General features: G+C 66.4%; 20 protein-coding genes. 5 read left to right on the forward strand and 15 right to left on the reverse strand.

Going from position 1 to position 24,008, the window contains the following annotated elements:
- Window positions 1-153: 153 nt before the first annotated feature.
- Window positions 154-2,055 carry an acyl-CoA synthetase gene (locus BLV20_RS01340; protein WP_092295871.1) on the reverse strand — a complete coding sequence of 634 codons (1,902 nt, stop codon included), beginning with the start codon at window positions 2,053-2,055 and terminating at the stop codon, window positions 154-156.
- A 207-nt stretch (window positions 2,056-2,262) separates the two neighbouring features.
- Window positions 2,263-3,573 carry an MFS transporter gene (locus tag BLV20_RS01345; protein ID WP_092295874.1) on the reverse strand — a complete coding sequence of 437 codons (1,311 nt, stop codon included), beginning with the start codon at window positions 3,571-3,573 and terminating at the stop codon, window positions 2,263-2,265.
- A gap of 240 nt (window positions 3,574-3,813) precedes the next feature.
- Between BLV20_RS01345 and BLV20_RS01350 the strand changes: the two genes are divergently transcribed.
- Together BLV20_RS01350 and BLV20_RS01355 are read left to right on the forward strand one after the other, a co-directional pair.
- On the forward strand, window positions 3,814-4,935 hold the full coding sequence (locus tag BLV20_RS01350; RefSeq protein ID WP_092295878.1) for a sugar diacid recognition domain-containing protein: 1,122 nt from the start codon (window positions 3,814-3,816) through the stop codon (window positions 4,933-4,935).
- 217 nt (window positions 4,936-5,152) lie between these two features.
- A complete protein-coding gene (locus BLV20_RS01355) occupies window positions 5,153-6,328 on the forward strand; it encodes a glycerate kinase (RefSeq protein WP_092295881.1) in 1,176 nt (391 codons plus the stop codon).
- A 143-nt stretch (window positions 6,329-6,471) separates the two neighbouring features.
- Here the strand turns inward: BLV20_RS01355 and hpaI are convergent, their stop codons facing one another.
- The 8 genes from hpaI to BLV20_RS01395 form a co-directional block, all read right to left on the reverse strand.
- Window positions 6,472-7,272 carry a 4-hydroxy-2-oxoheptanedioate aldolase gene (gene hpaI, locus BLV20_RS01360; protein ID WP_092295884.1) on the reverse strand — a complete coding sequence of 267 codons (801 nt, stop codon included), beginning with the start codon at window positions 7,270-7,272 and terminating at the stop codon, window positions 6,472-6,474.
- A 10-nt stretch (window positions 7,273-7,282) separates the two neighbouring features.
- Window positions 7,283-8,086 (reverse strand): 2-oxo-hept-4-ene-1,7-dioate hydratase, encoded by an 804-nt coding sequence (gene hpaH, locus BLV20_RS01365; RefSeq protein WP_092295887.1) that lies wholly within the window; start codon window positions 8,084-8,086, stop codon window positions 7,283-7,285.
- Window positions 8,087-8,088: 2 nt separating this feature from the next.
- On the reverse strand, window positions 8,089-9,396 hold the full coding sequence (locus BLV20_RS01370) for an MFS transporter (RefSeq protein ID WP_092295890.1): 1,308 nt from the start codon (window positions 9,394-9,396) through the stop codon (window positions 8,089-8,091).
- A 170-nt stretch (window positions 9,397-9,566) separates the two neighbouring features.
- Complete coding sequence (locus tag BLV20_RS01375; RefSeq protein ID WP_092295893.1) at window positions 9,567-9,956, reverse strand: 5-carboxymethyl-2-hydroxymuconate Delta-isomerase; 390 nt, start codon at window positions 9,954-9,956, stop codon at window positions 9,567-9,569.
- A gap of 77 nt (window positions 9,957-10,033) precedes the next feature.
- Complete coding sequence (hpaD, locus tag BLV20_RS01380) at window positions 10,034-10,891, reverse strand: 3,4-dihydroxyphenylacetate 2,3-dioxygenase (protein ID WP_092295896.1); 858 nt, start codon at window positions 10,889-10,891, stop codon at window positions 10,034-10,036.
- A gap of 90 nt (window positions 10,892-10,981) precedes the next feature.
- Window positions 10,982-12,442, reverse strand: coding sequence for a 5-carboxymethyl-2-hydroxymuconate semialdehyde dehydrogenase (gene hpaE / locus BLV20_RS01385; RefSeq protein WP_092295899.1), 1,461 nt, complete (start codon window positions 12,440-12,442; stop codon window positions 10,982-10,984).
- Window position 12,443: 1 nt separating this feature from the next.
- Complete coding sequence (locus BLV20_RS01390; protein ID WP_092295902.1) at window positions 12,444-13,244, reverse strand: fumarylacetoacetate hydrolase family protein; 801 nt, start codon at window positions 13,242-13,244, stop codon at window positions 12,444-12,446.
- Between the two features lie 9 nt (window positions 13,245-13,253).
- Window positions 13,254-13,940: a fumarylacetoacetate hydrolase family protein gene (locus tag BLV20_RS01395; protein WP_092295905.1), complete on the reverse strand. Its 687-nt coding sequence runs from the start codon at window positions 13,938-13,940 to the stop codon at window positions 13,254-13,256.
- A 237-nt stretch (window positions 13,941-14,177) separates the two neighbouring features.
- Here BLV20_RS01395 and hpaA point away from each other — a divergent pair, with 237 nt between their 5' ends.
- Both hpaA and BLV20_RS01405 read left to right on the forward strand, forming a co-directional pair.
- Entirely contained in the window at window positions 14,178-15,089 is a 912-nt protein-coding gene (gene hpaA / locus BLV20_RS01400) for a 4-hydroxyphenylacetate catabolism regulatory protein HpaA (RefSeq protein ID WP_092295908.1), read from the forward strand.
- 68 nt (window positions 15,090-15,157) lie between these two features.
- Window positions 15,158-16,252: a DUF1176 domain-containing protein gene (locus tag BLV20_RS01405; protein WP_092295911.1), complete on the forward strand. Its 1,095-nt coding sequence runs from the start codon at window positions 15,158-15,160 to the stop codon at window positions 16,250-16,252.
- 401 nt (window positions 16,253-16,653) lie between these two features.
- On the opposite strand, the gene BLV20_RS01410 is transcribed toward BLV20_RS01405, so the two are convergent.
- The 5 genes from BLV20_RS01410 to BLV20_RS01430 all read right to left on the reverse strand — a co-directional run bounded on the left by BLV20_RS01410 (window position 16,654) and on the right by BLV20_RS01430 (window position 22,715).
- On the reverse strand, window positions 16,654-18,333 hold the full coding sequence (locus BLV20_RS01410; RefSeq protein ID WP_092295914.1) for a GMC family oxidoreductase: 1,680 nt from the start codon (window positions 18,331-18,333) through the stop codon (window positions 16,654-16,656).
- Between the two features lie 32 nt (window positions 18,334-18,365).
- On the reverse strand, window positions 18,366-19,667 hold the full coding sequence (locus tag BLV20_RS01415) for a carbohydrate porin (protein ID WP_175540119.1): 1,302 nt from the start codon (window positions 19,665-19,667) through the stop codon (window positions 18,366-18,368).
- A gap of 148 nt (window positions 19,668-19,815) precedes the next feature.
- Window positions 19,816-20,880 (reverse strand): 2,3-butanediol dehydrogenase, encoded by a 1,065-nt coding sequence (locus tag BLV20_RS01420; RefSeq protein WP_092295918.1) that lies wholly within the window; start codon window positions 20,878-20,880, stop codon window positions 19,816-19,818.
- Window positions 20,877-22,142, reverse strand: a complete 1,266-nt coding sequence (locus tag BLV20_RS01425) for an MFS transporter (RefSeq protein ID WP_092295921.1) — start codon at window positions 22,140-22,142, stop codon at window positions 20,877-20,879. The genes BLV20_RS01420 and BLV20_RS01425 overlap by 4 nt, the downstream gene beginning before the upstream one ends.
- Window positions 22,143-22,181: 39 nt before the next feature.
- Complete coding sequence (locus BLV20_RS01430; RefSeq protein WP_092295924.1) at window positions 22,182-22,715, reverse strand: 2,4'-dihydroxyacetophenone dioxygenase family protein; 534 nt, start codon at window positions 22,713-22,715, stop codon at window positions 22,182-22,184.
- Between the two features lie 287 nt (window positions 22,716-23,002).
- On the opposite strand from BLV20_RS01430, the gene BLV20_RS01435 reads away from it, so the two are divergent.
- Window positions 23,003-23,965: an AraC family transcriptional regulator gene (locus tag BLV20_RS01435; protein ID WP_092295927.1), complete on the forward strand. Its 963-nt coding sequence runs from the start codon at window positions 23,003-23,005 to the stop codon at window positions 23,963-23,965.
- Window positions 23,966-24,008 lie beyond the last annotated feature (43 nt).

Genomic DNA, 24,008 nt, shown 5'->3' on the forward strand with positions numbered 1-24,008 from the left:
GGTGGGGCAGGTGTTTCGCGGTGTGGCCTTCGCGGGCGAGCCTCGCTCCTACGGAACGGTGGGCAGCTTGCGCGCTCGATCGCAGCCTGCGGCAGCGGCCACAGGTGAACGCCTTGCAGCGCGGCGACCCCGATTGCCGGGGCCGCCGGCAATTCAGGCCGAATGTAACTGGTAGCGCACCGCATAACCGCTCAGGCGCTGCTCCAGGGCTGTGCGCCGGGCCGCATCCAGGTCGGGCACATGGATATCCACCCGCTGCCCGTGACGCTCGTCGCTCAGGACCTCGACCCGGATACCCTCGGCAACCTGGCGGACCTCGTCCTCGAACACCCGGCGAATAGCGTCCAGGCGCAGGGCCGGCTTGAACGTCTTGCCCACCGCCGTCAGCGGGATCTGCTCCAGCAGCCAGACGTTCTTGGGTAGCGCCGCCCGTTCATGGATATGCCGCGCGGCATGCTCCAGCAACTCGTCCGGCCCGGCGCTGGCGCCGGCCTTGAGCTGGATGTACACCACCGGCAGCTCGCCGGCCTTGATGTCCGGCTTGCCCACCGCCGCGGCCATGGCCACGGCCGGGTGGCGATGCAGGGCTTCTTCGATCATCTGCGGGTCGATGTTATGGCCGCCACGGATGATCAGGTCCTTGCTGCGCCCGGTCAGCCAGATGTAGCCGTCCCGGTCGATGCGCCCCAGGTCGCCGGTATTGAACCAGCCGCCGTCGAGCCACAGGCCCTGGTTCTTGTCAGCCTGCAGATAGCCCTTGAACACCGTCGGCCCGCGCAGGCAGACGTTGCCAGGCTCATCGGTGGTGGCGTCGCGCAGGTAGTGGCCGTCGCTGTCGAGCACGGCGATCTTGACCTCGCAATACGGCAGGCGCAGGCCGATGGAGCCGGAACGGCGTTCGCCATCCTGGGGGTTGCAGCTGGTGGCGCAGGTGCCTTCGGTGAGGCCGTAGCCTTCGATGATCTTGAGCCCCGAGCGCGCCTCGAATTGACGGATCAGCTCCACCGGCATCGGCGCCGCGCCGCACACGGCAAAGCGCAGGCTGGAGACATCGATGCCGTCGTTGGGCACTTGCAGCAAGGCGGCGTAGATGGTCGGCACGCCGCTGAAACAGCTGACCCGATAGCGCTCCACCAAGTGCCAGAAATCCTTGATCAGCGTCGGGTTGCGGTAGCCCTGGGGGCCGGCCAGCAGCACCCGGGCGCCGCGGTGGAAGGCCGACAGCCCGGTGACCATCACCCCGTTGACATGGAACAGCGGCAACCCGCAGAGCAACACGTCGCGGCTGTCGTAGTCGCCATGCAGGCCAATGATCTCGGCCATCGCCACTTCATTGAGGTGGCTGTGGGGCGCCAGTTTCGGTGTGCCGGTGGTGCCACCGGTGTGAAAGTACGAGGCCACGTCGTCCGGCTGGATCACCCGGCCGCTTTCCAGGTGGTCGGCGGGGCAGGCGGCGAGCAGGGTGTCGAAGTCCAGCACGTCTTCGGGCATCGCCGGGCGCTGGCTCTTGATCGCGCTGCGCTGTGGCTCGGGCAGCAGGTTGGCCAGGTCGACGGTGACGATCGCCTCCAGCTCCGGCAGGCGTTCGCGCAGGTGGGCGACCTTTTGCCAGAGGTCGGTGCCGGGGAAGGGCGCGAGGGTCACCAGCACCGTGGTGCGCGAGGCGCGGACCAGCTCGGCAATGTGCTCCGGTTCCAGCAGCGGGTTGATGGCGTTGACGATCCCGGCGGCCTCGCCGCCCCAGATCACGTAATGGGTTTGCGGCAGGTTGGGCAGCAGGAATGACACCGCCTTGCCCGGGCGGATCCCCAGGCGGTGCAGGGCGTTGGCGGTGCGGGTGACCTGGGCGAACAACTCGGCGTAGCTGATGTTCCAGGGCTGGTCCTGGATGCTGCCCTGGGGCAGGAAGGTCAGGGCCGTATGCTCGCCAAAACGGTTGGCCGAGCGTTGCAGCAGTTCATAGGTGCTGGCGGGAAGATTGCGCTGGGCCAGGGGCTGCTGTTGTTCGAGGGCTTGGATATCGCTCAGGCGGGCGAGGGAAATGGGCGCGGTCATGATCGTGTGGGTCTTCCTTCGGTAAGGTCTGCGAGGGAGTCATCAATCGATCCAGCCAATGGAAAACTGCCGCGGCCGGACGTCTGTCCGATATACCACGGGGGCGTTCAGAAAGGCTGTGGCTTTTTGTAGCAAGGCGGTGACAAACCCGCGGCTTGTCCCGGGAAGCCGGGCCCGCCGGAAGGCAGGCCCGGTGGAAGGCGTGGCTCAGCGCTTCAGGCTGCGGGTCATGCGCAGGGCCAGCAGGCTACCCGCGACGATGACACCGGCCAGCAGGTACAGCGCGGCATCGGTGGAGCCGGTGCTGTCCTTGACCCAGCCGACGATGTAGGGGCTGAGGAAACCGGCCATCTGCCCCATCGAGTTGATCAGCGCCAGGCCACCCGCGGCGGCGCCGGCGCTGAGCAGCGCGGTGGGCACCGGCCAGAACATCGGCAGGCCGGTGAGGGCGCCCATGGTGGCAATGGTCAGGCCGAGGATGGCGATGGTCGGGTTGGCGGCGAAGTTGACCGCGATCAGCAGGCCGATGGCGCCCATCAGCATCGGCACTACCAAATGCCAGCGGCGTTCCTGGCGCAGGTCGGCCGAGCGACCGACCATCAGCATGAACAGCGCCGCCAGCAGGTAGGGAATGGCGCTGAGCCAGCCGATCACCAGGTTGTCGCTGAAACCCAGGTTCTTGATGATCGACGGCAGCCAGAAGTTGATGGCGTACACGCCGCTCTGGATGCAGAAGTAGATCAGGCCGAAGGCCCAGATGGCCGGGTTCCTGAACACCGCCGCCAGGGAATCGCCAGTGGTGCGCGGCTTGCTCGCGGCGTCCTCGGCCTGGTCGGCTTCGAGCAGCGCACGCTCCTGCGGGCTCAGCCACTTGGCATGGGCGAAGTTGTCATTGAGCAGGAAGTACGCCAGGGCGCCGAGGATCACCGTGGGGATGCCCTGCAGCAGGAACATCCACTGCCAGCCGGCCATGCCGCCCTGGCCCGCGGCGAAGTGGTTGAGGATCCAGCCGGAGAACGGGCTGCCGAGCAGGCCGGACACCGGGATCGCCGACATGAACAGGGCCATGATGCGCCCGCGGCGAAAGCTCGGGAACCACTGCGAAAGGTACAGCACCACGCCGGGGAAGAAGCCGGCCTCGGCGGCGCCGGTGAACAGGCGCAGGGTGTAGAACTGGGTCGGGGTGGTGACGAACAGCAGGCAGGTCGACAGCGTGCCCCAGGCGATCATCATCAGCGCGATCCAGCGCCGCGGGCCGAACTTGTTCAGCGCCAGGTTGCTCGGCACGCCGCACAGCACGTAGCCGATGAAGAAGATCCCGGCGCCCAGGCCGTAGACGGTTTCGCTGAACTTCAGGGCATCGAGCATCTGCAGCTTGGCAAAGCCGACGTTGACCCGGTCCAGGTAGTTGAACAGGTAGCAGATGAAGATGAAGGGGATCAGGCGCAGGGTGATGCGCTTGTAGACGGCGTTTTTATCGTCATCGGTGGCCAGGGTGGCAGCGGCGCTCTGTGACATGGCGTGTCTCTCTTTATTATGATTTTTTGCGATGCGAGGGTAACGTTGATCGCCCAGAGAGTCTCGGTCACCCCATGGGCCGCTGTCTTTGTGCCGGCGCACAGGCTTTGCCGGCTTCCCCTGTGCCGGTGAACAAGCCTTCGCCATCGCCCCCGAGCCTGTTTTTAACCATGGCCCGCGTAGCGCCGAAGGCGCCCGGCATGCAGCCACTTTTCGTAGAGAGCCTAGGAACACGCCGCTATGTTCGAACTGGATCACGACCTGGCGCAGGATATCGTCGACCGCACGATGGCCATCCTGCCCTACAACGTCAACGTCATGGACAGCCAGGGCCTGATCCTCGGCAGCGGCGAGCCCGAGCGCATCAACACCCGCCATGAAGGCGCGCAGCTGGTGCTGGCCAACGGCCGGGTGGTGGAGATCGACGCGCAGACCGCCAAGCACCTCAAGGGCGTGCAGCCGGGGATCAACCTGCCGCTGCTGCACGACCAGCGGCTGATCGGCGTGCTGGGCATCACCGGCGAGCCGGAGCTGCTGCGCACCTATGCCGAACTGGTGCGCATGACCGCCGAAATGCTGGTGGGCCAGCGCCATCAGCAAGCCGAACAGCAATGGCGCCGCCAGCGTTGCGACGACTTGCTGGCGCTGCTGCTCAGCGACAGCGGGGATTCGCCGCGGCTGGTGGACGAGGCGCAGCAGATGGGCCTCAAGCCGCAGTTGCCGCGCACGCCCTATCTGTTCGAACTGGGCCAGCCCCAGGAGGGCGGGGCGCAGACCGTCGAGGCTCTGAGTGCCTGGCTGATGTCCCGTTACCCGGACAGCTGGTGCGTCAGCTCGGCCAAGTCCTCGCTGCTGTGGTGCCGGCCGGCAAGCTTGAGCGTCGACAACCCGCGATTGCTGGACAAGCTCGACAGCCTGGGCTGGAACATCCTGCGCATTGCCGTGGGCGGACAGGCCGACGGCCTGGCGGGGTTGCGCCGCTGCTACCGGCGGGTCGGCGACTTGCTCGCCTATGGCCGTGACCTGTTGCCGCAATCGCGCTTGCTGACCCTCAACCGTTTCCGCCTGCCGGTGATGCTCTGGCGCCACCGCAATGACGATGCCCTGGACGAGTTGCTCAGCCCGTTGCGCAAGGTCATCGCCAAGGACAGCAATGGCCAGCTGCTGGCGACCCTGCGCAGCTGGTGCGACCACGACGGCCAGAGCCAGGCCTGCGCCGACGCCCTGGGCATCCACCGCAACAGCCTGCGCTACCGCATGGAGCGCATCGCCGAACTCAGCGGCGTCGATCCGCTCAAGCTCGACGGCATGCTGGCGCTGTACCTGGGGGTGCAGCTGTTGCCGCAGACCGATGCACCCTGACCACGTAGGAGCGAGGCTTGCCCGCGATGGCCACACTGCAGTGAGCCTGATACGCCGCGGCGCCTTGATCGCGGGCAAGCCTCGCTCCTACAGGACTGCGTCTGGCTCCTATGATTGTGAAAATGAACAATAAAGCCGCCCCGTACTTGTGCAGCGGACCGGGGTCAAGGTCGCGGCCAACTGGCAGCATGGGCGCCATAAGAACCGGAGATAGCCCATGAAAATCATCATCGCCCCCGACTCCTTCAAGGACAGCCTGAGTGCCTGCGGCGTGGCCAGCGCCATCGCCGACGGGCTGGCGCGGGTGTGGCCGGACGCGCAGTTGATCCAGTGCCCGATGGCGGACGGCGGCGAGGGCACCGTGGAGTCGATCCTCGATGCCTGCCAGGGCCAGTTGCGCACCACCTGCGTCCAGGGCCCGCTGGGGGCGCCGGTGCAGGCGCGCTGGGGCTGGTTGCCGCAGAGCCACACCGCGATCATCGAAATGGCCGAGGCCAGCGGCCTGCAACTGGTGCCGCCGGGCCAGCGCGATGCTTGCACCAGCAGCACTTTCGGCACCGGCGAGTTGATCCGCGCGGCCCTGGATGCCGGTGCGCGACGGGTGATCCTGGCCATCGGCGGCAGCGCCACCAACGACGCCGGCAGTGGCGCCTTGCAGGCGCTGGGCGTGGGCCTGCTGGATGCTGCCGGCCAGGCCTTGCCCCCGGGCGGCCTGGCCCTGGAGCGGGTGGCGCGGGTCGACCTGAGCCACCTCGACCCTCGGCTGGCCACGGTGCGTTTCGAGATCGCCGCCGACGTCGACAACCCGCTGTGCGGGCCCCACGGCGCCTCGGCGATTTTCGGCCCGCAGAAGGGCGCGTCGCCGCAGCAGGTCGAACAGCTGGACCGCGCCCTTGGCCGGTTCGCCGACCAGGCCGCGCAGGTGCTGGACAAGGACGTGCGCGACGAGCCGGGCAGCGGCGCCGCCGGCGGCCTGGGGTTTGCCGCCAAGGCGTTCCTCAATGCCCGGTTCCGCCCTGGGGTGGAGGTGGTGGCCGAGCTGGTGGGGCTAGCCGAAGCCATGCAGGGCGCGGACCTGGTGATTACCGGCGAAGGTCGCTTCGACGCCCAGACCTTGCGCGGCAAGACGCCTTTTGGCGTGGCGCGCATCGCCAGGCAACACAATGTGCCGGTGATCGTGATCGCCGGGACCCTGGGCGACGGCTACGAGCAGATGTATGAGCACGGGGTGGATGCGGCCTTTGCCCTGGCAAGCGGCCCGATGACCCTGGAGCAGGCCTGTGCCGAGGCGCCGCGGCTGTTGCGCGACAGGGCCGCGGACATCGCCCGGGTCTGGCGCCTGGCGGCGCGCCATCGCGGGCAAGCCTCGCTCCTACAAGGCGCAGACCTGTAGCCGCTGCCGAGCCCGCGAGGCTGCGCACGGCCGCGCAGCGGCCGCAACGGGCCAACGCGGTTATCCAGAGCCAAAGCAATCTCATGTTTTGCGCCTGCTGCGCAGTCGTTCGCAGCCTCGCAAGCTCGGCAGCGGCTACGGGGTTAGTAAACCCCGCCAGGGGAGGTCGGCGCCGATACTTCCTTGTATTGCCCCAGCAAGCCCTGCAAGCCTTTCATCAGCACCGTGGTGTCCACCCCCACGGCGACGAAGTTTGCCCCCAGCTCGATATAACGCTGCGCCAGGGTCCGGTCGGCGCTGAGGATGCCGGCGGCCTTGCCGGCTTTGCGGATACGTGCGATGGCGTCCTCGATTGCCGCGACCACCTCGGGATGCCCCGGGTTGCCACGATGGCCCATGGCGGCCGAGAGGTCGGCCGGGCCGATAAACAGGCCGTCGACCCCGTCCAGGGCGGCGATGGCATCCAGGTTGGCCAGGCCTTCGAGGTTCTCGATCTGCAGCAGCAGGCACATCTGCGCATCGGCCTGGTCCAGGTAACCGGGGATGCTGTTCCAGCGCGACGCCCGGGCCAGGGCGCTGCCGACGCCGCGGATGCCCGCGGGCGGATAACGCATGGCGCGTACCAGTTGCCGGGCCTGCTCGACGCTTTCGACCATGGGGATCAGCAGCGTCTGCGCACCGATGTCCAGCAGTTGCTTGATCAGCGCGGTATCGCCCACCGGCGGGCGGATGATGCCTTGCACCGGGTAGGGCGCAATGGCCTGCAACTGGCCGAGCAGGCTGTTGAGGTCATTGGGCGCGTGTTCGCCGTCCAGCAGCAGCCAGTCGAAACCGGCATTGGCCGCCAGCTCCGCGCAATAGGCATTGGCCAGGCCTAGCCACAGGCCGATTTGCGGCGCGTCCTGGCGCAGGCGTTGCTTGAAATGATTGATCGGCAGTTGCATGGCAGCCCCCTCAGACAAAGCGGCAGGCAATGCTGCCGAGCTGGTCGTAGTCGACGTGGAAGGTATCCCCGGGGCGCGCGGCCACCGGGCGGGTGAAGGAGCCGCCGAGGATGATCTGCCCGGCTTCCAGGCCGACGTCGTAGGCCGCCAGTTTGTTGGCCAGCCAGGCCACGCCCTTGGCCGGATGGTTGAGCACCGCGGCGGAGACCCCGGATTCCTCGATCACGCCGTTGCGGTACAGCACCGCAGGCACCTTGCGCAAGTCGATATCGTTGGGGCGCACCGCGCGGCCGCCCATGACCACCCCGGCGTTGGCGGCGTTGTCGGAGATGGTGTCGAACACCTTGCGCGTGGCCTGGGTTTGCGGGTCGACCTGCTGGATGCGCGCGTCGATGATCTCCAGGGCCGGGATCACCCATTCGGTGGCATCGAGCACATCGAACAGCGTGCAGTTCGGGCCCTTGAGCGGCTTGCCGAGGATGAATGCCAGCTCCACCTCGACCCGCGGCACGATAAAGCGCTGGAACGGAATATCGCTGCCTTCCTCGAACAGCATGTCGTCCAGCAGCGCACCGAAGTCCGGTTCTGTGATGTTCGACGACACCTGCATGGCCCGCGAGGTCAGGCCGATCTTGTGCCCGACCAGCTTGCGCCCGGCGCGGATCTTGTGCTCCACCCAGCTGCGCTGGATGGCGTAGGCGTCCTCGATAGTGATGCCGGGAAACTCCAGCGACAGCTGGCCGATCTGCTCCCGGTTGCGCTCGGCGGCGTCGAGGCGGGCGGCCGCCTGCTGGATGTCCGAAAGGCTGAGCATGGTTATTTCTCCTGGGGATTGACGATAAGGGCCGGCACCCGCAGCACCAGCCAGGCGCCGAAGGCGATCAGCAGGGCCAGGGCATACAGGGCGAGGCTGGCGCTCTGGGTGGCGTCGCGGACCACGCCGATCAGGTAGGGCGCGAGGAAGGCGGCGATGCTGCCGAACGAGCTGATCAGGGCGATCCCTGCGGCCTGGGTGTTGCTGGCGAGAAAGGCCGGCGGCAGTTGCCAGAACATCGGCAGCGCGGCGCTGGCGCCCATGCCGGCCACCAGCAGCCCGGCCATCACCAGCCAGGCGTTGTCCGGGGCCAGGCCCGCGACGATCAGCCCGACGCTGGACATCAGCAGCGGCACGCCAAGGTGCCAGCGCCGTTCGCGCAGGCGGTCGGAAGAGCGGCCGACGCCGATCATGAACAGGCAGCCGGCCAGGTACGGCAGGGCGCTGAGCATGCCGACGCGGCTGTCGCGGGCGATGCCGGCGTGGTGGATTAGGGTCGGCATCCAGAAGGCGATGGTGTTCACCGCCAGCATCACCGCGAAGTAGATGCACACCAGCAACCAGATGTGGCGGTCCTTGAGGATGCCGGCGAAGCGGGTGATCGGCTTGTGCTGTTCTTCCTGGCTCAGGGCGGCGTGCAATTGCCGCTTTTGCGCGTCGCTCAGCCAGGCGACGCTGTCGATGCTTTCCGGCAGCGCCTTGAGCACCACCAGGCCGAGCACCACCACCGGCAGGCCTTCGATCAGGAACATCCATTGCCAGCCGCGCATCCCGCCCAGGTCGTGAAAGCTTTCCAGGATCCAGCCCGATAGCGGCCCGCCGATCACCCCGGCCATGGGCACGGCGATGGCGAACAGCGCGGTCACCTGGCCGCGACGGCTGGCCGGGAACCAGCGGTTGAGCAGCACCAGGATGCCGGGGAAAAACCCGGCCTCGGCCACCCCCAGCAGAAAGCGCAACAGGTAGAAGCCGGCTGCGCTGTCTACCAGCAGCATGGCGCTGGACAGCAAGCCCCAGACCAGCATCAGGCTGGCGATCCAGCGGCGCGGCCCGACCCGGTCCAGGGCCAGGTTGCTGGGCACGCCGAACAAGGCGTAGGCGATGAAGAACAGCCCCGCGCCGAAGCCGTAGACGCTGTCGCTGAAGCCCAGGTCCTGGGTCATCTGCAGCTTGGCGAAGCCGATATTGATACGGTCCAGGTGGGCGAAGATGTAGCAGGTGAACAGCAGTGGCATCAGCCGCCAGGTGATCCGGCGATAGGTGTCGTGGGTCTCTGCGGCGCTGGGCAGCGCAAGGGTCGAGCTGGGCATGGGCGAGGCCTCTTTATTGTTCTTGTCGATAAGGGCGCGGACTCTGTAGCCGCTGCCGCAGGCTGCGATCGGCTTGGGCGGCACTTCCGACGAAGCAGTCGTGCTCTTGAGATTGCTGGAAGCCCCTTCGGGGCTTATCGCAGCCTGCGGCAGCGGCTACAGGTCACAGGTCACGATTGCTGCTTGAGAAACTCGTGCACGTTGTTGTGCTTGAAGTTCAGTTCGGCATCCAGCTCGCTCATCTCGAACGACAGCGCCAGCAGGCGCCGGGCCTGCAGTTCGGCGAAGTGCGCCTTGATGATCTCGAACAGCCCCTCGGCGACCTGGCGCCGGGTGGCCAGGTCGCGCCCGGCGCCGACTTGCAGGCGCATATGGACGAAGGCGTAGTCGTGCCTGCCGTCGGCCATGCGCCAGGTGTCCAGGCGCACGCCGCGGCTGCGGATGCCGCCGAGCGGGAACACGCCGCTGGCCCCCAAGTAGTCATGCACCTTGCCAAAGAGCCCGGGCAGGTCGGCGGCCTGCTCGATGTTGTCGGTGTATTCAGCGATGAAATGCGGCATGTGGTCCTCCTTGCGGGCGAGCCTTCGGCGGCCAGCCCTGGCAATGGCAGGGCTGGGGCGCGCGGCTGGCACGGCGTCTAGAGCGGGAAAATGGCGTTGATCTGGCCGGTGCCGGAACTGCCGAAAGGCGCGGTGATGATTTCCGCGGGCCGGTTGTAGTCGGGGCCGCCGAGCAGGCCCAGGAGCATCGCGGTGTCGTGCATCCGGCCTTCGCCGAAGCAATGCTCGGCGTAGTCGGGGAGCATCGAGCAGAACTCGCGAAAGCGTCCCTGTTGCCACAGCTCGACCACCCGCATGTCGACCTGCTTGTCGAATTCGCGGGTCCAGTCATGGATATTGGCTTCGGCCACGCGGTCGTCGGAGAAACGGTGCGACAGCGAGCCCGAGGCCAGCACCAGGACCTTGCGGTCGCTCTTTTCGATGGCCCGTCGCACCGCGGCGCCGAAGGCGAAGCTGTCCTCGAGGCGGTGCCAGGCACACCAGGCGGCGATGGAAACCACCTTGAAATGCTGCTCCGGCGCAACGCCCATGTGCATGTAGCGCATCGGCACCAGGGTGCCGTATTCCAGCTCCAGGCTGGGGATGTTGTGGGCCAGGGTGCGCACGTCGGCGGCGTTGGCTTCGGCGGCAATCAGCTCGCCCAGTTCAGGGCAGCCGTTGTAGTCGTAGTCCATGTTCTTGATGAAGTGCGGCAGTTCGTTGCTGGTGTAGGTGCCCTTGAACCGTTCGCCGCAATTGACGTGATAACCGCTGTTGACCAGCCAGTGCACGTCGAACACCACGGCGGTGTCGGCCCCCAGTTCGCGGGCGCGGTGGGCGATCAGCTTGTGCCCGGCGATCGCCGCTTCGCGACAGCCGTGGTGCTTGCCCGGCAGTTCGGACAGGTACATCGATGGAACGTGGCAGACCTTGGCGGCCATGACGACTTCGCCCATGGTGCTTCTCCTGAAACATCTTATTGTTCGGCCCGTAGCCGCTGCCGCAGGCTGCGATGCCTTCGGCAGCGGCTACAGGATTGCAAAACCTTACACGCCCCAGCGGGGGATGGGGTGGCTGCCCATGGAGATACAGACGTTCTTGATCTCGGCAAACACCTCGAAGCTGTACTCGCCGCCTTCGCGGCCGGTGCCGGAGCCCTTGACCCCGCCGAACGGCTGGCGCAGGTCGCGCACGTTCTGGCTGTTGATGAACACCATGCCGGCCTCGATGCCACGGGCCAGGCGATGGGCCTTGCCGATGTCCTGGGTCCAGATGTAGGAGGCCAGGCCATATTCGGTGTCGTTGGCCAGTTGCAGGGCCTCGGCTTCGTCCTTGAACGGGATCAGGCACACCACCGGGCCGAAGATCTCTTCCTGGGCGATGCGCATCCTGTTGTCGACGTCGGCGAACACCGTCGGCTGGATGAACTGGCCACGGCTCAGGTGCGCCGGCAGGTTGGCCGGGCGCTCCAGGCCGCCGGCGAGCAGGGTGGCGCCTTCTTCGAGGCCGATGCGGATATAGCCGGTGACCTTGTCGTAGTGGGCCTGGGTGATCATCGAGCCGACCTGGGTCTTGGGGTCGGTTGGGTCACCGACAACCAGGCGCTTGGCGCGGGCGGCGAACTCGGCGACGAACTGCGGGTAGACGCTTTGCTGGATGAAGATCCGGCTGCCGGCGGTGCAGCGTTCGCCATTGAGCGAGAAAATGGTGAACAGCGCGGCGTCCAGGGCGCGTTCCAGATCGGCGTCTTCGAAGATCAGCACCGGCGACTTGCCGCCCAGTTCCATGGAGTACTTTTTCAGCCCCGCGGTCTGCATGATCTTCTTGCCGGTGGCGGTGCCGCCGGTGAAGGAAATCGCCCGCACGTCCGGGTGGCGCACCAGGGCATCGCCGGCGGTGGCGCCGTAGCCCTGGACAATATTCAGCACCCCGGCCGGGATGCCGGCTTCGAGCGCCAGGCGCCCCAGCTCGTTGGCGGTCAGCGGCGACAGCTCGGACATCTTCAGCACCGCCGTGTTACCCAGCGCCAGGCATGGCGCGGTCTTCCAGGTGGCGGTCATGAACGGCACGTTCCACGGCGATACCAACGCGCACACGCCGACCGGCTGGTACAGGGTGTAGTTGAGCATCTGGTCGTCCACCGGATAGCTGTGGCCATCCATGCGGGTGCAGACCTCGGCGAAGAAGTCGAAATTGTGCGAGGCGCGGGGGATTAGCACGTTCCGGGTCTGGTGGATCGGCAGCCCGGTGTCGAGGGTTTCCAGCTCCGCCAGGTGCGGCACGTTCTGGTCGATCAACTCGCCCAGCTTGCGCATCAGCCGCGCGCGTTCCTTGGCCGGGGTGTTGGCCCATTTCGGAAAGGCTTGCTTGGCCGCCGCCACCGCCTGGGCGATTTCCCCGGCGCCGCCGCTGGCCACTTCGCCGATGGCTTCGCCAGTGGCCGGGTTGTAATTGGTGAAGGTGTCTTGGCTTTCGACCTCGCGGCCGTTGATCCAGTGTTTGATCATTCTATGCGTGCTCCTTGGCCGCCGGTTGCGTGTCGTGTTGCGCCTTGAGCCGGAAGAACTTGGCTTCGCTGACGATGCGGTTGACCAGCCGGCCGACGCCTTCGACTTCCACCACCACCTCATCGCCGGGCACCACGTCGGACAGGCCTTCCGGGGTGCCGGTGGCGATCATGTCGCCGGGTTGCAGGGTCATGAAACTGGACAGGTATTCGATCAGGTAGGGAATGTCGAAGATCATGTCGGCGGTACTGCCTTCCTGGCGCAGCTCACCGTTGACCCAGGTGCGCAGCTTCAGTTTGTTCGGCTCGGGCACGTCGGCGACATCGACTATCCACGGCCCGACCGGGGTGGTGGCGTCGCGGTTCTTCACCCGCAGGTTGGGCCGGTAATAGTTTTCCAGGTAGTCGCGGATCGCGTAGTCGTTGCACACCGTGTAGCCGGCCAGGTAGTCGAGGGCGTCCGCGCGCTTGACGTTGCGCGCGGTCTTGCCGATCACCGCCACCAGTTCGCACTCGTAGTGCATGTAGGCGACGTTGTCCGGGCGCCAGCTGACCTGGTTGTGGCCGGTGTAGGTGCCGGGCGACTTGATGAACGCCAGCGGCTCGGTCGGCGGCTTGAAGGCCAGTTCGGCGGCGTGGTCGGCGTAGTTCAGGCCCAGGGCGAACATGTTGCCGGTGGCCGGCGGCAGCCACTCGACCTGGTCCTCGGCGAGCACGCGGCCATCGGCCAGTTTCACGCTGTTGGGGGCGTTGACCACGACGTCGTGGACCTGGCCCTGATAACGGATGCGGGCGTGTTTCATGGCGGCTCCTTATTCGGCGGCAATTTCGGCGGCTATTTCTTCAGCGACAATGTGATTGGCGAGACGGCCCAGGCCGCTGATCTCCACTTCGATGCGGTCGCCGGGCTTGACGTCGACGCGGCCCTCGGGCGTGCCGGTGATCAGCACGTCGCCCTCATGCAGGGTCATGAATTCGCTGAGCTCGGCGATCAATTGGGGAATGCCGCGTACGAAATTGGCGGTGCTGTTGCGCTGCAGCAGTTCACCGTTGACCCACATTTTCAGTTCCAGGTCGTGGGGATCGCGGACCTGGGCCGCCGGCACCAATTCCGGGCCGAAGGCGCAGAAGCCGTCGCGGCATTTGGCCTTGACGGCGGGGCGGTAATAGCTGTCTTCCGGCAGGCTGAACTCGTTGACGATGGTGTAGCCGGCGACATGCGCCAGGGCATCCTGGACGCTGACGCGGCTGGCGTTCTTGCCGATCACCACGCCCAGCGCCGGGCCCGGTTGCAGGCGCTCGACCCCTTTCGGAAAGACCACCGCGCCGCCGTGGACATTGCGCGTATTGGGCGTCTTGATGAACAGCACCGGTTTGACCGGTGGTTGCTGGTAGGGCGGCTGGGTAAAGGATTCCAGGTGGCTGCGCAACAGGCCCTGGTAGTTCAGCGCGACGCCGAACAGGGTGCCGGTGGCGACTTCATGCAGTGCACGGCTCATTGTGGTTTTCTCCTGAGCATCGCGGAAGACGAGGTGAATTCGTTAATGTGTTAACGTTATATTTAATATGTTAACGATCGTCAAGCGCCGGCCTCCAGCCGACCCCGAACGGCCGCTCCGGCGCTGGTGCACAGGCCGCGAATCACGCAGGATGTGGGCGCCTGCCACGGCTCAAAAAAATAAAAATGCTGCGGCGAAAACCAGAAGCGCCGAGGCGAAAACAAGAGAAACGCCACCATGAGCGATCGCCAGCCGATCCCCAATATCAACATCGGCCAGGTCTACGACCAGCGCTACGCCGACTCGCAGGTGCATTACGACAAACTGAGCAACCTGGCCGGGTTCTTCGGCCGCAACATGCCGGTGCACCGCCACGACCGGTTTTTCCAGGTGCACTACGTGAAAAGCGGCGCGGTGCGGGTCTACCTCGACGACCAGCAGTTTCTGGAGTCGGGGCCGATGTTCTTCCTTACCCCGCCGACCATTGCCCATTCCTTCGTCACCGAGGCCGACAGCGAAGGTCACGTGCTGACCGTGCGCCAACAGCTGGTGTGGGAACTGATCGAAGCCGACAGCCGCCTGGCCAGCGGTCCCCAGGTGGCGCCGGCCTGCGTCGCGCTGGCGCATCTGGCCCCGGGCTTCGCCGCCGAGGCGCGGCGCCTGGAGTTGCTGTTCGATGAGTTGCAGGAAGAAGTCGCCGGGCAGGGCGTTGGGCATGCGCCGGCGCTGGAGGCCCTGACCCGGTTGATCCTGATCAGCCTGTTCAGGCTCTCGGCCAATTCCCTCAAGGCCCGCCCGGCACGCCACGAAGACCTGCACATCTTCCACCGCTTCAACGAGCTGATCGAAGCCCGGTATCTGGAACACTGGCCATTGGCGCGGTATGCCGGGCAGATCGGCGTCACCGAGGCGCGCCTGAATGACGTCTGCCGGCGCATTGCCGACCTGCCGTCGAAGCGCCTGGTGTACGAGCGCCTGATGCAGGAGTCCAAGCGCCTGCTGCTGTTCACCGCCAGTTCGGTGAACGAAATCTGCTATCAGCTGGGGTTCAAGGACCCGGCGTATTTCAGCCGGTTCTTCCAGCGCTACGCGAAGATGACGCCGGGCGAATACCGGGCGCGCCAGGGGGCAGCCAAACCCTGGTCCTGAGGGCAAAAAAGCTGGGAAGGGCGCGGAGCCGCGTGGGAGAATCGGCGCTTTTCGACAAGGACAGTCTTATGTTGCAGCGCACCCTGATGGTTCTTTTGCTGAGCGCCGGCGGCGCCCAGGCGCTGGCGCAGAATGCCGCGGAAAAGGTGCCCTTGCTGCGCCAGACCCAGGAATGGATCACCGGCTGCGACAACCTGCGCGGCTGCCACGCCCTCAGCGCGCCCAGCGGCGAGCACGGCGTGCAGTACAGCAGCCTGACCCTGCATATCCAGCGTCGCGCCGGCCCCGAGGGCCCCCTGGAAATACGCCTGGACCAGCGCGGCGACCCCGCCGAGCTGTCGCTCTTGCGCCTCGATGGCCAGCCACTGGAGCCGCAGCTGCTGGACGCCCTGGTGCTGCTGCCGGAAAAGAAGGGCGCGCAGAGCCAGGTCACCCGTTATGAAATCGCCGACCCGGCCCGGGCCCGCCAGTGGCTGGAGCGCCTGCGCAATGCTCAGGAATTGAAGCTGGCGGGGAACGACGAGGCCTGGGTGCCGTTGCGCGGCTTGTCGGCGGCATTGCTGCTGATGGACTCGGTGCAGGGCCGGGTTAATGGCGTGACGGCGTTGTGGCGCCCCGGCCAACGCCCGGCCAGCGAGGTGCCGGCGCGGCCGCTGCCGGCCCAGCTGCGGGCGTATCCGGGGGCGCCGCCGCTGACGGAGGCAGAGCGCACGCGCATCTCGGCGGCCGCGGTGACGCTCGCCGCGCCGGGCACGCCGAATGACGATGAAGACTATGTGGCCGAACCCCAGGTCGAGGTCTATCCGCTGACCGCGCAGCGTGCGTTGAGCGTGGTGCTGAGCGACTGCGCGGCCTACAACTGCGACTACCTGATCAGCAGCTGGTCGCGCGGCAATCCACCGAAGCTCCAGGAGCTGCGCCGGCAAAGCGTGCCCATCAATAACGCGGACGGCTCGGGCGGCGCCCACTACGACCCTAAGACCGGGGTACTGAGCACCTTTTATCTGGCACGCGGCATCGGCGACTGCGGCGAAACCGGGCGCTGGCTGTTCGACGGCGAAACCTTCCAGCTCAGCGATTACCGGCAGATGCCGATGTGCAATGGCCTGTCCTCCGAAGACTGGCCACGGCTGTGGAACATCGCGCCGCCCGCCACCCGCTGAGGCCGTCATGGATAGGTGCGGTGGGCTTGGGGGGCATCGCGGGCAAGCCTCGCTCCTACGGGTGGCGCGTGTGGTTGTGGGGATGGGTTTGATTGGATGAATGTGGTGGGCTTGGGCTCTATCGCGGGCAAGCCTCGCTCCTACGGGTGGCGTGTGTGTTTGTGGGGGCGGGTTTGATTGGATGAATGTGGTGGGCTTGGGGGCCATCGCGGGCAAGCCTCGCTCCTACGGGTGGCGGGTGTGTTTGTGGGGATGGGTTTGATTGGGTAAATGCGGTGGGCTTGGGGGTATCGCGGGCAAGCCTCGCTCCTACGGGGGCGGGGCTTTTGTAGGAGCGCAGCTTGCTCGCGATGAACGATGACGCGGTCGGGCTGGTGTTCGGCGTGCTGGTTTTCCGCTGTTCAGCCGCTGACCGATGAAGGCGCCGGTTGCTCCATCCGAACAGGGATCTGAATGCTCGGCGGCGCTTTACCCAGCAGCAAATCCGCGGCCTTTTCACCGATCATGATCGCCGCCGCGTTGGTATTGCCGGTGGTCAGGCTCGGCATGATCGACGCGTCGGCCACCCGTAGGCCCTGCAGGCCGTGGACCCGCAACTGGTCGTCGACCACTGCCTGGGCGTCGTGGCCCATCTTGCAGGTGCCGACCGGGTGGAACACGGTGCCCAGGCTGTCGCGGATCCACTGCTCGATCTGCGCCTGGCTTTCCACCCGTGGGCCCGGCACCAGCTCGCCCTTGAGGCGCCGGGCGAATGCCTGGCTCGCCGCCAGCTGGCGCACCAGGCGCACGCCCGCCACCAACTTGCGCAGGTCTTCCGGGTGGCTGAGGAAATTGCTGTCGATGATCGGCTTGTCATGGGGATCGGCGGAGTTGAGCCGGACCTGGCCACGGCTCTGCGGGTGCATCACGGCGATGTGCAGGCTGACCCCATGGCCCAGCGGCACCAGGCGCTGGGGCTGGTTCTTCAACGCCGGGGCGACGATCAGGCCCAGCTCCGGCGCGGCGTCCTCGGCTTGCAGGCGCAGGAAGGCGCCGGACTCCACGGTGTTGGAGGTCAGCGGGCCGCTGCGCCGCCCCAGGTACTGCCAGGGCGAACGGGCCAGGGGCAACAGGCCCTTGGCCGAGATTCCGTAGGTCAGCTCGCTGTCGCAGCGGTACATCAGCACCACGTCCTGATGGTCCTGCAGGTTGTGGCCGACTCCCGGCAGTTCATGGCGCTGGGCGATGCCATGGCGCGCCAGTTCCTCGGCCGGGCCGATGCCGGAGAGCAACAGCAACTGCGGCGAGTTGATTGCCCCGGCGCTGAGGATCACCTCGCGCCGGGCCTTGAGCTGGAACACCGCGCCATCCTGGCTGACCTCGACGCCGCAGGCGCGGTTGCCTTCCAGCAACACGCGGTGGCTCAGGGTCGAGCTCAGGACGGTGAGGTTGGGCCGCGCCAGCGCCGGGTACAGGAAGGCCCGCGCGGCGCTGCAACGCTCGCCGTTGATCTGGGTGACATGGAAGGGCCCGTAGCCTTCCTGCTCCTCGCCGTTGAAATCCGCGTTGTAGCGCCAGCCCAGTTCCTGGGCGGCCTGGTAGAACACCTGATTGATCGGGCTCGGGCTGCGTTGCGTGGCGACGTTGAGTTCGCCGTCTTGCCCATGCCAGGGCGAGGCGCCGGGCTCGAAGTGCTCCGAGCGCAGGAAGTACGGCAGCAGTTCGTCGTAGCTCCAGCCCCGGTTGCCGGCCGCGGCCCAGCGGTCGTAGTCGCTGCGGTGGCCGCGGATGTAGATCATGCCGTTGATTGCGCTCGAGCCGCCCCAGAGCCGGCCGCGCGGGCAGGGGATCGGGCGCTCGCCGCTGGCGGCCTGGGCGCTGAACTGATGCATCCAGTTCCACTTCGGGTTGGCGATCAGGCGGATGATGCCCGCCGGGGTGCGCACATTGGCGCCGGGCAACAGGCTGCGGTCGCTGGGGCCGGCTTCGATCAGGCAGACGCTGAGCCGCGGGTCGGCGGACAGCCGGTTGGCCAGCACGCACCCGGCCGAGCCGGCCCCGACCACGATGTAGTCGAATGAACGCGGGGCGGAGTCAGTCATGGGAAATACCTCGTTGGCAGTAAGAAGCAGGTTCACAACCCCAGCGCCGCGCCGACGTCGTACATGACTTGCAGGCCGACGACAAAACCGTTGCCGCTGAGCTCGCGAGCCTCGGGGTTGTAGAAATTGTCCGGGTTGATCAGGTATTGCACGCTGGGCTCGAGCGCCAGGTGCCGGGTCAGGGCGAAGTGGCCGTTGGCCTCGATGGCGTATACGTTGCGTTCGCCCAGGCGAGGGTCGCCGCCGTTGGCGATCCGTGCCCGTTGCTGGAAGCGCAGCTGATGGTCGTTGAGGCGCAGATAGCTGGCCTTGAGGTTGAGCTTGTCTTGCGCCCGGTCGAAGGGCGCGAGATAGCTCAGGCCGATTTCGGCGAAATGGCTGAAGGGCTGCTTGTCGTCGGCCGCCAGCGACAGCGAACCGAACGCCAGCAGTGCCTGGGGCGCGGTGCGCTGGCCGCCGTCGGCACGCCAGAAGCCTTGCTGGAACTTGAAGAAGGCGCCGCCGGTGCCGTGCTCGCTGGTACCGGTCAGCGGGTCGTACTGCTTGGAAGTGTTGTAGTAGCCATTGAGTTCGTAGCGGGCGCTGTAGGCCCCGTCGTCCTTGCTGCCGATGCCCAGCAGCAGGCTGGTGCCGCTGGCGTCGTCGGTGCTGAAGTCCAGGCCCTTGCGCTCTTTCAGGTAGTCCATCGGGTTCGACTCGAACGCGCCGCCATGCACGTAGAAGCCCGGCACCGGCTGGTACTTCAGGTAGCCGCCCCAGCTGCCGTAGGGTGGCGGCAGGATGCCGGTGGACGAATCGATGATCGGGTCGTTGCAGGTGACCACGGTTTCGCAGTTGTAGATATAGAAGTAGCGCCGCGCGTTGGTGCGCCCCAGGCTCATGTCCAGCTGGCCGTCGAGCCAGGTCTGCTGGTAGGTCAGCAGGCTCAGTTGGTTGCTGGTGATGTCGTTGTGGATCGGCGCACCGGCGAAATAGCTGCCGGCGGCGCCTTGCCAGTTGCGCGAGGTCGGCTGGCCGGTGGCGGTGTCGAGGATGAAGAAGGTTTCCTCGAAATGAACGGCCGCGCCTGTAAGGCCGGCGAGGGCATCGAGGTCGAAGTCGGCGCCGACGAACAGGTCGCCGCTGTTGCCGACGCTGTGTTCCCGCGGACCGGTGTCGAGGTTCTTCATCGACAGGCTCCAGAACTGCACATGGGGCTGGATGCCGTAGCCGGCCAGGTACTCGCCGAGCCCGGCCAGCGGGCCTTCGCGGCCGGGCGCCGGCGCCTCAGCCTGGCACAAAGGGGTGAACAGGACCGCCGCCAGCAGCGGGCACAGCAGGGGAATGCGTTTCATGGTCGGTACTCGTTTCTTGTTGTTTTTGTGATGAGCCGTTCAGGTCTGTAGCCGCTGCCGAAGGCTGCGATCGGCCCGCAGGGTCGTTGCGGTCTCCGGATCGCTGAAGGCCTTCGGCCTTATCGCAGCCTGCGGCAGCGGCTACAGGTCATGCCTTGGCCAGCGATGGGTTGGGGTTGACCAGCACCTTGATCTGGCTTTTGTCCCGCAGCAGCGTTTCGAAGCCATGCTCCACGGCCTGTTCCAGGGTCACGCAGCGGGTCACGGCGCGCGTCAGGTCCAGGCGGCCGCTGGCCAGCAACTCGATCAGCGGCGGGTAGGCGTTGCGATAACCGACGCTGCCGAGCAGGCGCAGTTCGTGGTTGACCAGCTGGAAGGCATCGACGCTGACCTCGCCCATCAAACCCACCAGCACTACTTCGCCGCCCTTGCGCAGCGAATGCAGGGCCAGGCTCAGGGTTTGCTGGCTGCCGGCGGCCTCGAAGGCCGTGTCGATGCCGCCGCCACTCAGTTCATGCAGGCGTTGCGGCAGGTTGGCGGCGTGGCCGTCGAGCACTTCCAGGGCGCCGAAATCCCGCGCCAGTTGCCGTCGCTCAGGGCTGATGTCCACGGCGAAAATCCGTTCCACGCCGCGCAGCCGCGCCAGCAAAATCAAGAGCAGGCCTATAGGACCGAGACCGAACACCACGCAGCTGTCGCCGGCCAGCAGGCGGCTCTGGTTCAGCGCGTGAAAGGCCACCGCCGCCGGCTCCAGCACCGCGGCCTGCTTGAAGCTCACCGAGTCCGGCAGCGGGTGCAGCATGTAGGCCGGCACCCGCACCTGCTCGGCGAAACCGCCGTCGCCCATCAGGCCGATAAAACCCATGGACTGGCAGAGGTTGTACTGGCCGGCGCGGCAGTACTGGCAATCGCCGCAGCGGTACTCCGGCTCCACCGCCACCCGGCTGCCGACCTGGACCCGCTCGACACCCGCGCCCACCGCCAGCACCAGGCCGCAGAATTCGTGGCCGAGGGTCAGCGGCGCGCGGCAACCGGACAGCGGGTGAGGTTCCTGTTGCGGGATCGAATGCGGGCCGTCGGCGTATTCGTGCAGGTCGCTGCCGCAGATGCCGCAGTAGGCCACCTGCACCAGCACCTCGCCCGGGCCGGGCTGTGGCGCTGGCAGATCGCTCAGGCGCAGGTCGCGGGCGGCATGCCAACGCAATGCTTTCATGGCTGGTTTCCTTGCAGGGGGGAAGAAAGGGACGGTTCGGCGCAGCGCCCGCGAGCCAGTACCGCCGGCGCGGTTTCCTTGAGGAACAGCGCCAGCAGCGCGGCCAGCAAGGCGCCGCCGCAGGAGATCCACATGACGATGGACAGGCCGAAGCGGTCGGCGGCGAACCCGGCGATGGTCGGCGAGACGAAGCCGCCCACCAGCTCGCCGATGCCCATGATCATGCCCAGGGCGGTGGCCATGACCTCCCGGGGCACGGTTTCCGCGGGGATGGTCGCCATGAACAGGGTGAAGCAGCCCAGGCCCGTGTAGGTCAGCAGCATCAGCGCGCCCATCAGCAACGGGCTGTTGGCGTAGAGCAGGGCGATCGGGCAGCAGGCGGCGATCAGCGAGAACAGCACCAGGGTCGGGCGGCGGCCGAAACGGTCGGAAATCGCCGCCACGCCGAAGCCCCACAGCACCCAGGCGCCGCCCAGGCAACTCATCACCGTGCCCATGCTCGCCGGGCTGTAGCCGCGGACCTTGACCAGAAAGGTCGGGGTGAAGGAAATCAGGATCACGAACCAGGTGAGGAACACGCAGCTGATCAGGGTGCAGAGCACGATGTTGCGGCTTTTCAGCAGCGCCAGGCGATTGACCGGCGCGCTGTGACTGTCGGCGGTGATCGGCGCCGGCGGCGTGTCGTTGCGCACGTAGCGCCAGATCAACAGGGCGATCAGCAGCCCGGGGATCAGCGAGACGATAAAGGCGTGGCGCCAACCGTAGGCCTCGGCCAGGGCGATCAGCACCGGCGGGCCGATCACCGCGCCCAGCAGCCCGGCCGCCGAGCCTTGCAGCAGGCCCATGTTCAGGCCCCGGCGATGGGGCGAGGAGGCCTCCACCATCAGCGATTGCGAGAGCGGCAGGATCGGCCCTTCGGCCAGGCCCATGATGCCGCGGAACAGCAGCAGGCTGAGAAACCCGGTGACCAGCCCGGACAGCGCTGAGCACAGGGAAAACAGCAGCACCGCGACGATCAGCAGCGGCTTGCGCTTGCCGCGCCGGTCCGACCAGGCGCCGACCAGCGCGCCGGACACCGCCCAGGCCAGGGCCAGCACCGACGACAGCATGCCCAGGTGGCTGTTGCTTAGCTGCAACTCGTCGGCCATGAAGGGAAACAGGAAGGACAGCGCCAGGCGATCGAAAAAGACGAAACCGAACGTCAGGAACAGCACGCCCAGCAGGATGTTCTCGTAACCGGCTTTATTGTTGTTGTAAGCCATGGTCGTTCTCCGCGGGAGGGGCAGGTGTAAGTTGCGAACTCAGCGAAACAGCGTGTCGATATAGGCCGCGCCGAGGCCGATCTTTTCGTAGTGCGCGCGGCACATGGCGATGTAGGAGTGCACGTCGAAGTAACCGTCCGGCTCGCCCTGTTCGTCGAGCCAGATCAGCGGGCCCTTGACGATGAAAAACGCGCGCATCGGTTGCTCGTGCTCATAGGCCACCAGGGTGTGGCCTTCGCCCGGGGTCTCGTAGACGAAGTCGCCGGCGGTGGCGGTCCAGTCGTGCTCCAGGTAGCCCCATTTGCCGGACAGGGTGTAGGCGAACACTTCGTGGGGGTGGTAATGCCGGTTCACCAGGCCGGCGCTGCTGGCCATGAGGATGTCGCACCAGCGGTTCTCGCTGGGCGAGATCCACAGCGGCCGCGAGGACACGGTCTCGGTGAAGGGCACATACAGCTTCAGGTCGTCGCTGGCGGCATTGGGCAGGTAGACCTCGGGCTTGGCGTCCGGCTTGAAGCAATTGGCGATCGGTTGCAGGTCTTTCCAGAATTCACGGCGGGCGGCTTCGGGCATGGTCGGCCTCTATTCGTTGTGGGAGTCGAGGCGACTTTAGGCGCGGCGCGCCCGTGGGGTTTTATCCAATCGGACGGGATTGTTGACTGGATCGGACGAGCGTTTTCCTACAGGTTTCTGGGACGCTGTTTACCCTGGCAATCGACTTGTAGCCACTGAGTTTCACGTTGACAGGGCATAAGCTTCATATGTTAATGAATCGCCGCGAGCGCCACCTGCCGCGGCCTCGGTATCCGGTCACTGCCTTGCCGACCGGAAATGCTCCCTTGCCCATGAGAAGAATAAAAATGACTCCATGCGCCTTGCTCGAAACCCGGCATGCCTGCACCCAAAGCATCGCCCTGGATCAACGGCTGGCCTTCTGGGAGGACTACAACGCCTCCACCCTGGTCGGCCTCAAATGCAGCTCCTTCTGTGAAAGCGGCTTTGCCGCCAGCCAGGACAACCTGCAGCTGGAGGGCATGCGCCTGGCGCGGATCGTGGGCAACGAACATGTGGTCGAGCGTGACACCTCAATGATCCGCGCGGTGCCCAAGGAGTCGGTGTTCGTGTCGTTCGTTACCGGCAGCGGCTCGTTTTTCTACCAGGACGGCGCCTGCCAGTTGCTCGAACCGGGCGAGCTGATCGTCTACCGCACCGACAAACCCTATCTGTTCGGGTTCTCCGGGCCGATGCGCCAGTTCATTTTCGACATTCCCCAGGCGCTGTTCGCCGAGCGTTGCCTCAAGCGTTTCGACCGCTCGCTGAAAATCGGCGGCCAAAGCGGCGTGCAGCGCCTGTTGCTGCGCACCCTGGGCGAGCGCACCCAAGGTTTTTTCCAGCAGCCGCTGAGCGAGGACGCCGAGAATTACCAGCACCAGGCGCTCGAGCTGTTGGGCAGCTTGATCGCCGGGCAAACCGGAGAGCGGCGGATCAACGCCCTGAGCGCTTCCTACCTGCTGGCGGCCAAACAGTGCATCAACGAGCAGTTGGCCGACCCGGAGCTGAGTTGCGAGCGGGTGGCCGCGCAGACCGGTATTTCAACCCGGCACCTGAGCCGCCTGTTCGCCCTGGAAGGCAGCCAGCCCAGCCGCTTTATCCTGGAACGACGCCTGCAACAGGCCCATGACCTGCTGGGCAGCCCACGGGGAACGGGCCTGGACATCGGCGAAATCGCCTACCGCCACGGCTTCGCCAGCCAGGCCCACTTCGCCCGCGCGTTCAAGGCCCATTACGGCCAGACCCCCAGCGAAGCGCGCAAAATCCTGTAGCCGCTGCCGCAGGCTGCGATAGGTCCGAAGGACCTCCAGCGTC

Origin of the sequence: Pseudomonas sp. NFIX28 (assembly GCF_900107395.1) — a bacterium.
Taxonomy (GTDB): Bacteria; Pseudomonadota; Gammaproteobacteria; order Pseudomonadales; family Pseudomonadaceae; genus Aquipseudomonas.